Source organism: Marivirga atlantica, assembly GCF_016734805.1.
GTDB classification, from domain to species: Bacteria; Bacteroidota; Bacteroidia; order Cytophagales; family Cyclobacteriaceae; genus Marivirga; species Marivirga atlantica.
On sequence record NZ_JAERQG010000002.1, the window covers coordinates 863,707 to 877,054 of the forward strand.

The following is a 13,348-nucleotide window of genomic DNA, read 5'->3' on the forward strand; positions in this document are numbered from 1 at the left end:
CTATTAACTGGTACAATGATAAAGGAGATGAGTTCCTGAATGCTGAAGGCTCATTGGAAATAATACCAGCTGAAAATGAAAAATGGTTTGCAGAAGTGTGGAATGCTTCTGGTTGCGTTAATACTGATTCAATTAATGTAGTTGTTAATCCATTACCAATTTTTGATGCTGGTGAAGAGTTATTCATTTGTAATGAGGGCGAAGTCAATCTTAATCCGGTAGGAATTAATAATGAATGGACACTTTCATGGAGCCCAAATGCTAACATAAGCGATGTAACTATTGCTAATCCTATTGTTTCTCCTGATTCAGACACATGGTATATTTTAACAGCTACAACTTCAGCCGGCTGTACTTATGCCGATTCTGTTTTAGTAAGTATTGATGCAGCTTTAGTAGTTAATGCAGGTGAAGATAAAACCATCTGTCCTAATGGTGATGTACAAATTGGTGGGGCACCAACAGCTTCAGGAAGTGCATTTGAATACACCTATCAATGGTCTCCGGCTACAACACTTTCCGATGCTAATGCGGCTAATCCTGTGGCATTCCCTGGCGAGACTACAACTTATCAGGTAATAGTTCAGGCAGGAGATTGTAAACGTGATACAGCTGAGGTTACAGTATTTGTTAAAGAAGAAATAGTTGTGGAGATACCGATGGATACCACCATTGGTGCAGGAGATGAAATACAACTTTTCGCCCACGGTGGTGATTTCTACCGATGGGAACCTGCCACCGGATTAACAGATCCTACAATTGCTGATCCTATTGCAAGCCCGCAATCGACAACAACTTACACATTGACTGCCACAGATAGTTTAGGCTGTTTTGTAGAAAAGCAAATGACCATCTTCGTGAAAAATCAGGTATTTATTCCGAATCTTTTCACGCCAAACAATGATGGTGAAAATGACAGATTCAAATTGTATGGTGCAGGTTTCGAAAGCATCAGATTTGAAGTAAGAGACAGGCAGGGTAGAGTAATGTACAGCACTGACAATCCGAGAGAGGCGCTTGAAATAGGATGGGATGGAATGGTGAATGGAGCAAATGCCGAAGAAGGAATTTATGTATGGTACCTGTCAGGAAGGTTTTACGATGGTACGGAAGTGCAATTCAATGGAAATAATAGTGGTATTATAAACTTATTAAGGTGATAAAATCATTAACACATATCATATTAATAATTGGGCTATTGGTCTTAACGATTAGCAGCTCAATGGCGCAGCAGCCTTATTTTTCGAGTTATCAGAATACTGAATTATCACTTAATCCTGGTTATACAGGTATTGATAATGTAATGGGCTTTAATGTTACGCATAGAACCCAGCGATATAATAGTGGTTTACGATTGAACACCACTAATCTGCAATTTCAGTATACCCTAGCTAATAAGGAAAGAACCAAAAGACTTGGAGGAATAGGCCTAATAGCCGAAAGTGATCAGGTAAGCGAAGGTTTGCCGTACAGCTATTATAGCATTAAGCTTAACGGAGCCTATAATTTGATGCTTAATAGTACCCAAGGCATTTCTGTAGGTGCACAGTTTTCATACAATCAACAATCAATTGATGCTTCTAGCTTTACAACAGGAAACCAATGGGTTAATAATCAAGGTTATGATGAATCTTTAGCGATAGGCGAATCTTTCGAAAATCAACAGGCTAATTATTTATCTACAGGTTTTGGAGCTGTATGGTTTAAGAACACAAATGGAGGAGATAGGTTGTTTTATGCAGGTTTATCAGCATTCAATCTCAACCAACCAACCTACACTTATACTGGTAATGAGCAGCAGTTACCTTTGGTATACAGCTTTTTAGGGGGTGCCTCCATCTTCCAATTTAGCGAAAGCCGTATTTACATGGACGGATTAGCCAGTGTTCAAAATGAGCAAGCTTTTTGGAGTGTAGGGCCAAGATTACGTAGAAGCTTTAAAAATGATGATCCATTTGATCCATTCACTTCTGGTTATATAGATGTTTTTACCAGATATTTCTCTGGTGATAGGTTGTCATTTGGAACCCAAGTTGCCCAAGATAATTTTTCAGTTGGCTTTACAGTGGATCTTCATTTAAACAATGCTGCCCAAACTGCCTCCACAGAATTTAGTCTGAGCGTATTTAAACGAATCAAAATAGGAAGAAAACAGGCAATTGATACAACTTCATCAGACTATATGATTGGTGAATCGCGACAGTTTGAAGAGGATCAGATATTCTCCAAAGAGCCTGTAACAGTTATTGAGAAGGAGTATCAAAACAAAGTAACGGATGATTTCTCATTTGAATTGAGAAAGAATTTCAACTACGGTTTTAATGAAACAAAACTCAATGAAGAAGCTAAAGCCTATTTAGATGATTTAGCTGTACTATTAAATGCCAATAAAGCCCTTCAGTTAAAAGTGAGTGGACATACAGATAATATTGGTACGGTGGAAGCCAATCAAACTATTTCAGAAGAGCGTGCAAAAGCTGTGGTTGATTACCTAATGGAGATCGGTATTGAAGAGGATAGATTAAGCTACGAAGGTAAAGGTGCCACAGTGCCTTTGTATAAAAATAATACGGAAGAAAATAGAGCTAAAAACAGAAGAGTTGAATTTTTAATTTATGCTGAAAAAGAATAAAGTCAATATAGCGATCATAATGTTGCTTGCAGGCTTTAGTTTTCAGTCTCAGGCGCAGGATTTGTCTCAAATTGGTAAAGGAAAGGCCATAAAAGTAAATGGTGGTTTGTCTTTGTCCCAGTTATATAATACCGCCTTTGGTGGTGATTTGAGTAGAGAACCTTACAGTTACTACCTGAATGGTAACATTAATTTTTCCATATACGGATTGAGTATTCCTTTAAGCTTTAATTTCTCAAATGAGCAGTTTGGGTATTCTCAGCCTTTCAATCAATATGGAATAAGTCCAACTTACGAATGGATTACACTGAAGGCAGGCTATACTAGTATGAGTTTTAGTCCTTATACGTTGAGTGGCCATTTGTTTTTAGGGGGGGGCGTAGAATTGCGTCCTCAAGGCCCATGGACAGTAAGTGCCATGGCAGGCCGACTTCAAAAAGCTATTCCGGTTGACACAGCTGTTGGTAACCAGCCAGCTTTCCATAGATTTGGTTACGGAACCAAAGTGGGCTATCAGGGAAAGGGATATAACTTGAACGTTACTTTCTTTAAATCTAAAGACGATCCTTCAACAGCTAATCAATTAACGGATAGTTTAGAAGTTTTTCCAGAAGAGAATTTAGTTTTAGGAATAGGAGGGAGTACCACTTTATTTAGCAGGGTATCTTTGAATTTTGAGTATGCTAACTCTGCAATTACCAGGGACATAAGGTCAGAAGGTGTTGAAAGAGGAGCTTTTCAGCCTTTCCCTTCAGGAGGTGCTTTATTTACCCATAGGTTGTCTACGGCCTATCATCAGGCTTTTAAAACCGGAGTAAATTATGGAGGTAATGGTTATACTGTTGGTTTGGCTTATGAAAGAGTTGACCCCGGTTATAAAACACACGGAGCTTATTTCTTCAATAACGATTTAGAAAATATAACAGTAAATGGTGGAACACAATTGTTTAAGAACAAATTAAGTGTGAGTGCTAATGTTGGTTTGCAAAGAGATAATCTGGATGACACTAAAATCAACCAAATGACACGTTGGATTGGCGCAGTTAATACCAATTGGACTGTGTCTAAGAAACTAAATGTCAGCGCTTCTTATTCCAACTTCCAGACATATACGGTGATCAGGTCACAATTTGAAGATATCAATAACATTGATCCTTTAAGACCTATCGATACACTGAATTTTACACAAATCTCTCAGTCGATTAATACAAGTGCCAACTATGTGTTAAAAGCTGACAAAGAACATGTGCAATCATTAAATATTAACCTATCAGCTCAACAATCTAGTGATGAGCAATCGGGGGAGCAGCAAAATACTGGTTCTGCTTTTTATAATAGTAACATTGGTTTTAGCAATCAGTGGAAAGAGCTTGGCTTGAATATTTTCACTTCAGTAAATGCCAGTTGGCAGGAAGCTGGAGAAACGCAGAATACCACTATTGGTCCGGTAGTGTCAGTCAACAAAGCTTTATTTGAGAAGAAATTACGCTTGAGTTTAACCGGTGCTTACAATAACAGCTATGCTCAAAGTGATTTAACTAATAGTGTATTTAACTGTAGATTAAGCGCGGCTTATCAGTATAAGGAAAAGCATAATATCACTTTCACTAATGCCTTTTTAACAAGAAGTACTCCGCAAGATGATGGCAGTACCAATAAGGCTACACAATTAAATGGAACATTAACCTATACCTACCAATTTTGATGGATCTAATCAGACATATCAGCAGCTTTTGTAAAAAGTATAGCGTTCTTTTAGCAGTTGCATTAATTGCTTGCTGTGCTACTAAATCGTTCGCACAAACTACTTCAGCACCAGTACAGGTAAATAGTCAGCTAACCCCTCCATATTCTATTTATTTGTCTGATTATACCAATGATGCACTTAATAAATGGCCTATCACACTAAACTTGCGCGATTTTACAAAATCGGATTACCGTGTAAGGCTTCGTATTACTATTGAAAGTCAGACAGTTCGTTTTAGAACTAAACCGAGCTTTATGCCGCAGGGTATGTATCTGACACCGGGTGTACCCACGCAGGTAACTTATGATAAACTGGCAGCCTATCTCAATCCTAATAATATGGAGATGAGTGGTATAAATCCTGCAACTTTTGCTAATTCACAACAACTGCCAGAGGGCTTCTATACTTTCACCATTGAAGTGCTCGATTATCAACGTGGAAATGTAGTGAGCAATACCAGCAGAAATATTGCCTGGATAGTACAAAATGAACCTCCCTTATTGAACCTTCCTTTCGAGGAAAAGGTAAGAATTCAGGATCCACAACAAATACAGTTTCAGTGGACACCAAGGCATACATCCTCACCGAATAGTGCTTTTGAAACAGAATATATTTTCCGCCTGTGGGAAATCTGGCCTGCCGGTAGAAATCCTTTTGAAGTAGTAAGAACTTCAAATCCGGTTTTTGAGCAGAGAACAAACCTAAACAGCTACTTCTACGGCCCGGGAGATATCCCGTTAATTCCTGGAAGAAGCTATGCATGGCAAGTACAAGCTGTCAGCAATATTGGTCGTGACCTATTTAAAAATAATGGCCGCAGTGAAGTAAAGAGTTTCCAGTATGGTGATGAATGCTTAACGGTAACAGGTGTAGGGCTTGAGGCATTGGGGCCTGATAGAATAAAAGTAGACTGGACGGGTGATTGGAACCATTCTGGCTATGTGGTAGAAGTACGTGAAAAAGGTACTACGGACTGGACTACTTATGCTACTAATATTGAAACACAAGTGGTATTCGATTTGGAGGCTGGAACAGAATATGAAGTACAGGTTAAATCTACTTGTGGCGTGCTTACAGGTGTTGCCTCTGATATAATTTCGGTAAGCACACTGGATGCCAGTGAAATTGATTTTGAATGTGGGGCTGATCCAAATAATCCTGCGATAACCAATCGTGACCCTATTGAAAGCTTACAGATCGGTGATAGGATAGAGGCTTTAGGTTTCAAAGTTCGTATTACAGAAATCACTGGAGCAGGTCCATACAATGGTAAAGGAGCTATCGAAGTGCCTTTGTTCAACCTGGCTTCTGTAGAGGCTGATTTAGTCAACATAGAAGTAAATACTGACAGAAAGTTGATTGGCGGCTATGTGGAAACCACATTGAATCCTGCCGGACCATTTATTGTAGGCTTAGACAGTGATGAGCTTGATGAAGGTAATGGAGGGGCAGATGGCGATAATGTGGAAGACACCCCGGATACTGATATTAAAGTCGATGAGGTAATATCAGATGTTGATGTAGATGAAGAGACAGGGGTGATAACTGTAACAACCGAAGATGGTGAAACTACTACCATAGACCCTAGTGAGGAAGGGGTAGATGAAAATGGCGATGGCGTTGTTGTAGTAGAAGACAGTAATGGCGATACTTGGGTAGTAGGGCCTGATGGCAATGTAAGCCAGGGACAGAATACGGGTGGACCATCCAACCCAAATACATTACCTTCTGATGCCAATGTTGACTTTATCGTAAACTTTGAGAAAAGCGATCAGCAGCAATACGGATTTGATACCAAATCTCTGGAAACCCTTACGAGCAATTATACCCAAACGCAAATTAGAGATAATGATTACTGGATACCATGGAAATCTGTAGCTAGCGGCAGAACGGATAAAGTATTGGCTAAGCAAAGTGCAGGTAACAGTTTTAATAGTGCAATAGGCTTTAAAAGTGTATCAGGTAATTTGCCAATTACAGCATCAGCAGAAGATTTAGCTAAAAATGTAACCGTACAGGGTACTACCCATAAAGACACCCAATTGGTACAGGCTTATGTGCTGAAAGAAAACCAGAATGAAGCAGGCGAAACCACCGAAGAGGAAATCATCTTAGGAGAGCTTAATGTAGTAAGTTATGATAAAGTAGCCCAGAAGGTTATTATTGTTCCGGTGAATGGAGCAAGTGCTCCTGCTGCCTCTACCTTGTCTGCTGATCTAAACCGCATCTATGGCCAGGCAGTTGCTGAATGGGAGCTGGTAATGGCTGATAATTATACTGCTGAAGTTGATTTAACAAATGCCGCTGATGAGGCAATAGGGGATCTTGCATTTTACCCGCCAAAAATAAAAGCACTTAAAAAAGAATATAAAAAGGCTGTTTCCATTGATAGAGATGCTTTTTATGTTTTTGTCTTGCCTAATAATTCAGGTAATTCTGTAAAAGGTTATATGCCCTTTAAAAAGCAATTCGGCTATGTATTAACTGAAAACACCTCTAATATTACCAAAACCATAGCACATGAATTAGGACATGGTGCTTATAGGTTACGCCATACTTTTAGTAATGAGGCCTATTATGCAGGGGCCAATACTACAGATAACCTCATGGACCTAAGAGATAATGGTATTGATTTATATAAACATCAATGGGACTTTGTTCATGATCCTGAAAATGTAAATACCCTTTTTGAGGATGATGATGAGAGTGCGATGGGTAACGAGGACTTACCTGATTTTATGGTTTATTCTTTTAGTTCAAAAATCATATTGAACGAATATGATGGTGCTAGAGGTGAATTAATAGCTTTCGATATTTCATTAAGTGAAAATCTAGAGACCGATAATTTACTGTATGATGTAATAGATATAAAATTAGGTGAATTTGATGCTAAGAACTCATATAAAATTCAACAAGTACTAAGGAGTTCTGAACAATTCGTATTAAATCTACTAAATGATTTTACTGGCACAAAGGAAGAAATTAAGACTTATTTAGATTCAAAGAGATCAGAAATTGAAACCTATCTGAACAACCAAATTTCAAATTTAGTAAATGGTGATTCTAGAATAGAAGATTTTGATCCTTTAGATGGGGAAACTAAAAATCAATTAGTTTCTCTAATCGATGAATTTGAACAAAGAGAAGTTGATGCCAAGACAACAATTGTTAATGAAGAAGATTTTGATGCCATTAAATTATTATTCGAACAGGAGCCTAACTTAATAGAACGGGATATCCATGTCTTAATGACCAAATCTGGAAAGTATGAATATTTCTATAGGTCTGATTTTTATACTATACCGACAAGTAAAACTACTGAAGATGGAGCACAAATTCAGCTAGAATCTTTCTCGCAATCTGAGTTGAAGGCACTTAATAAAGCCCACATTGAGAAGAGTATTAATAATCCGAATGCGATAGGTGATTTGTCTAAAAGGACTGAGAAACCACTCAATATTTTTGAAAGAGGCATGTGGGTTGTAAAAGTATCAAAAGATCTACTTGAAGATATTGAAGTGCCAGAGCCTATGTGGAACAGCAGTATTGATCCGGAGACATATCCATTTTCTTTGGATGCCATGGTTGGTGGTATGGGCGATGGAGTGATTGATGAATTTAAAAGCATCCCTGAGCTCATTGTTTTAGGATTAAGCCTTTTTGACGAAGATGAACGAAGGGCAATCTTAGATGGAATTACTTCAATTGATCTTGAAATGATCCAGAAAATGGTTGATGCCAAAGCTGATAAATATAGTCAAGGCGGTGATATAGCTTTTCATGAGGGAGGATATGATGTTGTGCAGGTAGCTAGTCTATTCTGGGGTGGGGCATTTTTAAAAGGAGGTAATAAAGCTTCTGATGCTACGGGTGCATTAGCTGATCTTTACAATAAAATTCCTAATAATTTAAAAAATGCTATTGATGAAACTTTAGATGAGGCCACTAAAAGTAAGTTTCTGTCTGACATAGGTGAAATGTCTAATGAAGCATTTGAGAAAATTGCAAATAATCCTAATTTGGTCAACGCGTGGAAATTCTTAGACGATGCTGGGGTAGATGAGACTTTAAGACGGAATGTTGATGCTTTGGCCGACCCTGATGCTGCACTGGATGCCATCCAGATGTCGCAGAAGGCTAAGCCTACCTGGCCGGAAATACAAGTATTATGGAAACGAGGAAATGATTACAACGCTAAAGCTAGGCTTGAATATGGTGATAATAAAGTTGAAGTAGTCCTAAAAGGAGTAGATGGAAAAGCAGGAAAACGATTGGACACCTATCTGCCACCTGAAAACGGACAAGCGGGACAAATCATATCAAGAAAGGCAACAACATTAAGTGAGATACAGCCGAATACATTTAAAAATTATTTGAATGAGCTAATCACAAAATATCCTAAAGGAGCTGAGTTAAATTCTAGCAAGTTCCCTTCAGGCACTACACTTGATGGAGATTATTTTTTAGAAATTCCAACTTCAAATAAGTCTTTCTTTGAATCAAGTGCTGAATTTCAAAAAGTATTAAGTGACTTCAATACGAGCAAGGGTGTGGATATAAAAATCAAATATTTAGACGAGTAGTTTTATGCAAGAGCTTATTTTAGGAATACTTCGGAAAATAGAACTAGATAAAGAATATCTAAAGCTATGCCAGAATCACCATGATTTTGATGGACGAGCAAACCTTAATAGAAAAGAAATAGAACCTATAATTAAATCCTTCGATTCTGACTTTAAATACGTAGCAAAAGATAGGACGTTTTTGAAAGAAACCCCTTATGAAGAATTTACTTTACGTTTTTTTATAGGGTTTAAGAATGGAATTATTGATTTTTCATATTTGGTTTGGAAAGAAGGAGAAAACCATAACTTTTATCAAGGACGTTTGGCAACACTGGCAGAACAGATTGACCCAGAGTTTAAGGAAAAAGTGAAATACAAAACTCCAATAGCCACCTCCTTAGAAGATTTCAAAGAGATATTATCAAAGTATTTTGAATTGTTTGAATCCTTTAAACAGCATTTTCAGGAAACAGTAAAAAGCTGATTTAGAAAGCCTCACTTATGTGTGGGTTTCCTGGAGGTAAAACTTCTGGAGGTGCAGATGAAGCTATCATAAGAACGGAAGGAATGGAATTAGGAATTGATTACACAGCAACAGAATTGTAAAATGAAAGCACTAGAAGAACTCGCTAAGCACACTTGGGATTTTATTTTGTACAAAACAGATGAAGGCTTTGTATTGAATGTTGTTTTTAATTCAAGTTTTGCTGATTACTCCCGTAGTTTTCGAGTTAGTGAATCGGAAGCAAACCAAGATATGGAAGGATTAAAGCAACTTTCTGAACGAATAAGGACGAACTATGAATCTTTTAAGGATAGGGAAATAACCCCAGTGGCAAGGAAATGAAATGAAAGCCAGACATAACTGTTTGTATTTTTTTAAATAGATAAAGCTTTCCTGCCTTTTGATTCCCGCTATTCTTAGGATGATTAATTTAAATAGGCAAGAAGCTGCTTCGATGAAATAAGATCCACTAGCTCAAGTACAAGTTGTAAACTCGTATTAAAGTAGGTTTAATGGATTGGAATTGCTTGAATAGTCTGATTACTTGTCATGATTTATAAACAGGTGTCAGGTTTTGTTTGCTAAATGTTAATTACCTTTACCGAGCCAAAAACAACAGTTTTATGAAAACATTTTTTACCAGTATATTATTTATTTTTACTATCCAACTGAGCTCAGCCCAAAATGTCATTCAAGAACTGCAGGATTACATTCAATCAGTGCGTGAAGGTAGCTTTGCACCTGTACCGCAGAGTCTTTTGAGTGAAACTGAGCAGGCAGAGGAACTATTAAATGCTTTAAAAACCTACCAAGCTGACTCCAACTCGGTAATAAGAACACGAGCTTATAATATAGGCAAACGCCTTGGGCAGGGCCACCCAGTGCAAGCCATTAGGCAGCAGGCTATTAACCAACAAATTAAAGCATTAGCTGATGCAGATATAGGGTTACGTGTTAAAGCTATTAATGCACTTACGGGTTTTAAAAATACAGATTTCACCAGTAATCAGGAGCAGCGCATTATCAATGGCCTAAATGCAGCAATGCCACATTTGGAGAAATATGCCATGCTAGTGGGTTACATGAATAATGATGCAGCCATAGCACCACTTAAGCAAGTTGAACAGCAAATCTCAAGTGGTTGGACAAAGTTTAACATACAATTAGCACTAGCAAGAAGGGGAGATAAGCAAGCCACCACAGCTGTGCTTAATAAAATGAAAACAGCCACTATCAATGATGACTTCATTTATGACCTCTCTCCATTATTAGTCTATACACGAAATAAAGAAGTGTTCAAGTTTTTAGAAGACATTATTTTTAGTGAAGAAGCCAATTGTAATAGTGCCAACCCTAACCGAAGTGTAGATATTTTATGCGGCTACAGATTACTGGAGTATATGGCACCAGCCATTGAAGGTTCTCCATTAACAGTTGATGAATATGGTGAACTTGAAGTGACTAACTACGAGCAAGCCCTGCAAGACTTCCGAGACTGGCTGCTTCAAAATCCTAATTATAGCTTAGTGGAGAATACCTATTGACTCACAGGTCAGCACGTTGAAAACGTCAGACCTGTTTGTGTTTGAACAACTGTTTTTCATTTCGTTTTTCTCCCCCTTAGAAAAGAGCCTGTCCCGTACTTGCTACGGGAGAGCTAGAGGGATTGATAATTACATTCTTGCTGAGTTTTAGCAGGTCAGCACCTTGAAAACGTCAGACCTACTTAAGTAAGTATGCTTATGTCTGACCTCTTTGAGGTGCAGACAAATCTGGTGAATTTCGGACGAAAGCTATACTCTTGTTGTTAAGTATCAGATCCCTCCGGGATGACTATAGAACACATATTCCTTAAGAAGTCATGCTGGAAGCATCTTTTCTCTTGCTACTAATATTGTTCTATTATTTATCAACATAGATCCCTATTGGATGACTGATACACTCGTAGCTCGTAACTCACAGCTCAAAACCATATAAATTAAATTCAAGTTCTCTGCTTACTGCTAGCTGCTAGCTGCTAGCTGCTAACTGCTAACTGCCAACTGCTAACTGCCAACTGCTAACACCTAACTCCAAATTCCTAATCCCCAATCCCTATTTCCTCATAAAACCTTTCCATCCCCTTACTAGCCACTTCTTGTATAGCTGTTATAGCTTCAACACCATGATACGCTGGCGTTTCAGGATCAATCACATAAATGGGAGTACCTGGCTTTACCTCATGGATGAGTCCTGCAGCAGGGTAGACTTGCAGCGAGGTGCCAACAACCAATAAAATATCGGCCTGCTGGGTGATGTGCATGGCTGGTTCTATCATAGGAACTGCCTCTCCAAACCAAACAATGTGAGGTCTAAGCTGTGAGTTTTGCTCACATAAATCGCCTTCCTTTAATTCCCAGCCATCTAACTCATATACCAATGATGGGTCTTTTGTACTGCGTACTTTCGTAATTTCACCATGTAGATGAAGCACCTTGCTGGATCCTGCTCTTTCGTGTAGGTCATCGATGTTTTGCGTAATGACGTCCACATCAAAATGATCTTCCAACTTTGCAATAAGCTCATGTGCTTTATTAGGCTTAGCTTCTATAACATTTTTTCTTCTTTTATTATAAAAGTCTAGTACAAGTGCTCTGTTGTTGCGCCATCCCTGCGGAGAAGCTACTTCAGTAACATCATGTCCTTCCCATAAGCCATCAGCCCCTCTAAAGGTAGCAATGCCACTTTCAGCAGACACTCCGGCACCTGTTAACACTACTATTTTTTTCATTTTATCGAATTAGATTTGAACAAAGTGAAAAAAGACTCTGGATCAAGTCCAGCTTAACAAATGAACTTTAATTGATCCATCAAGTATTTAATATTTCAAGATATTTACCTTTATCTTGAAACAATAATACATATTTACGTTAAGCACTAAAATCAAAACAACATCAAATTATGAACATAAAAACAGGAATTGGGCTATTCGTCTTTATTTTGCTTAGTGGATGCGTGGCACAAAAAAAGTATGACCAGCTTTTAGCCGAAAAAGTAGCTTTGGAATCAGATAAAATGGCGCTGAACGATGAGCTTTCTGCTAGAGAAAACACTATAGAAGACTTGGAATCAAAGCTTGAAGAGGAAAAAGCGAACGTAACTTCATTAAAGGATAAGTTGAGTAAATCTCAAAAAAGTCTTGACTCATTGCAAGAGCAGTACAACACCTTGAGCGATTATTATGATCGGGTTACCAGCAATAGCGGCAAGCTTAACCAGGATTTAGCAGCTAAAGAAAAGCAGTTGCTCCAAATGGAAACTGACTTAGCTGTTCAAAAACAAAAGAACGAAGAATTAGCTGCTAACTTAGCCGAGCGAGAAGCAAAAGTACAAGAATTAGAGCAAGTACTGGCTGATAAAGAAGCTGCTGTTAATGCACTCAAGCAAAAAGTTAGTGAGGCACTCTTAAACTTTAAAGAAAATGACCTGACTATTGAAGTGAAAAATGGAAAGGTCTATGTTTCTCTAGCGGAGCAGCTATTGTTTAATTCCGGAAGTACTGTAGTGGACGCTAAAGGAGTGAGTGCTTTGAAAAAATTAGCACAAGTATTGAAGGAAAATTCTGATGTGAATATAGTAGTTGAAGGCCATACCGATGATGTGCCTATTAATGCTGGCAATCGCTACCTGAAAGACAACTGGGATTTAAGTGTGTTGAGAGCTACTTCCATTGTTCGCATACTGGTAGATAATGGCGCAGAACCAGAGAATATCACGGCTGCCGGTAAAGGTGAGTTTTCTCCTAAGGCGGATAATGAGACCGCAGAGGGTAGACAAACCAACAGAAGAACGGAAATCATCCTGACACCGAAATTGGATGAGTTGTTCCAGATATTAGAGAGTAATTAAAATTGAGTCTT

Annotated in this window: 9 protein-coding genes (1 of these 9 cut by a window edge); 8 read left to right on the forward strand and 1 reads right to left on the reverse strand. The window is 38.2% G+C overall.

The genetic code is table 11. The annotated features are described in order from the left end of the window. The 7 genes from JKP34_RS10850 to JKP34_RS10880 form a co-directional block, all read left to right on the forward strand. Nucleotides 1–1,160: the final stretch of an Ig-like domain-containing protein gene (locus JKP34_RS10850; RefSeq protein ID WP_201920969.1), read on the forward strand. The gene continues 3,220 nt to the left of window position 1, outside the view; the window shows 1,160 of its 4,380 coding nt (coding positions 3,221–4,380); its start codon lies beyond the left edge, outside the window; it ends in the stop codon at nt 1,158–1,160. Beyond that, nucleotides 1,157–2,632 carry a PorP/SprF family type IX secretion system membrane protein gene (locus JKP34_RS18345; protein WP_201920971.1) on the forward strand — a complete coding sequence of 492 codons (1,476 nt, stop codon included), beginning with the start codon at nt 1,157–1,159 and terminating at the stop codon, nt 2,630–2,632. The genes JKP34_RS10850 and JKP34_RS18345 overlap by 4 nt, the downstream gene beginning before the upstream one ends. Beyond that, a complete protein-coding gene (locus JKP34_RS10860; RefSeq protein WP_201920974.1) occupies nt 2,616–4,337 on the forward strand; it encodes a TonB-dependent receptor in 1,722 nt (573 codons plus the stop codon). The genes JKP34_RS18345 and JKP34_RS10860 overlap by 17 nt, the downstream gene beginning before the upstream one ends. Then, nucleotides 4,334–8,962, forward strand: coding sequence for a fibronectin type III domain-containing protein (locus tag JKP34_RS10865; protein ID WP_201920976.1), 4,629 nt, complete (start codon nt 4,334–4,336; stop codon nt 8,960–8,962). Before JKP34_RS10860 ends, JKP34_RS10865 begins: the two co-directional genes overlap by 4 nt. A 4-nt stretch (nt 8,963–8,966) precedes the next feature. Continuing rightward, complete coding sequence (locus JKP34_RS10870; RefSeq protein ID WP_201920979.1) at nt 8,967–9,428, forward strand: hypothetical protein; 462 nt, start codon at nt 8,967–8,969, stop codon at nt 9,426–9,428. A gap of 123 nt (nt 9,429–9,551) precedes the next feature. Then, entirely contained in the window at nt 9,552–9,791 is a 240-nt protein-coding gene (locus JKP34_RS10875; protein WP_201920982.1) for a hypothetical protein, read from the forward strand. 281 nt (nt 9,792–10,072) lie between these two features. After that, nucleotides 10,073–10,993 (forward strand): hypothetical protein, encoded by a 921-nt coding sequence (locus JKP34_RS10880; protein WP_201920986.1) that lies wholly within the window; start codon nt 10,073–10,075, stop codon nt 10,991–10,993. Between the two features lie 536 nt (nt 10,994–11,529). On the opposite strand, the gene JKP34_RS10885 is transcribed toward JKP34_RS10880, so the two are convergent. Next, a complete protein-coding gene (locus JKP34_RS10885) occupies nt 11,530–12,219 on the reverse strand; it encodes an SIR2 family NAD-dependent protein deacylase (RefSeq protein ID WP_201920989.1) in 690 nt (229 codons plus the stop codon). Between the two features lie 170 nt (nt 12,220–12,389). On the opposite strand from JKP34_RS10885, the gene JKP34_RS10890 reads away from it, so the two are divergent. Further along, nucleotides 12,390–13,337: an OmpA/MotB family protein gene (locus JKP34_RS10890; protein WP_201920993.1), complete on the forward strand. Its 948-nt coding sequence runs from the start codon at nt 12,390–12,392 to the stop codon at nt 13,335–13,337. Nucleotides 13,338–13,348 lie beyond the last annotated feature (11 nt).

Bases quoted from the DNA above. Each gene is read 5' to 3' on its own strand.
- JKP34_RS10860 (WP_201920974.1), top strand. From the start codon at position 2,616: ATGCTGAAAAAGAATAAAGTCAATATAGCGATCATAATGTTGCTTGCA.
- JKP34_RS10870 (WP_201920979.1), top strand. From the start codon at position 8,967: ATGCAAGAGCTTATTTTAGGAATACTTCGGAAAATAGAACTAGATAAA.
- JKP34_RS10875 (WP_201920982.1), top strand. From the start codon at position 9,552: ATGAAAGCACTAGAAGAACTCGCTAAGCACACTTGGGATTTTATTTTG.
- JKP34_RS10880 (WP_201920986.1), top strand. From the start codon at position 10,073: ATGAAAACATTTTTTACCAGTATATTATTTATTTTTACTATCCAACTG.
- JKP34_RS10885 (WP_201920989.1), bottom strand. From the start codon at position 12,219: ATGAAAAAAATAGTAGTGTTAACAGGTGCCGGAGTGTCTGCTGAAAGT.
- JKP34_RS10890 (WP_201920993.1), top strand. From the start codon at position 12,390: ATGAACATAAAAACAGGAATTGGGCTATTCGTCTTTATTTTGCTTAGT.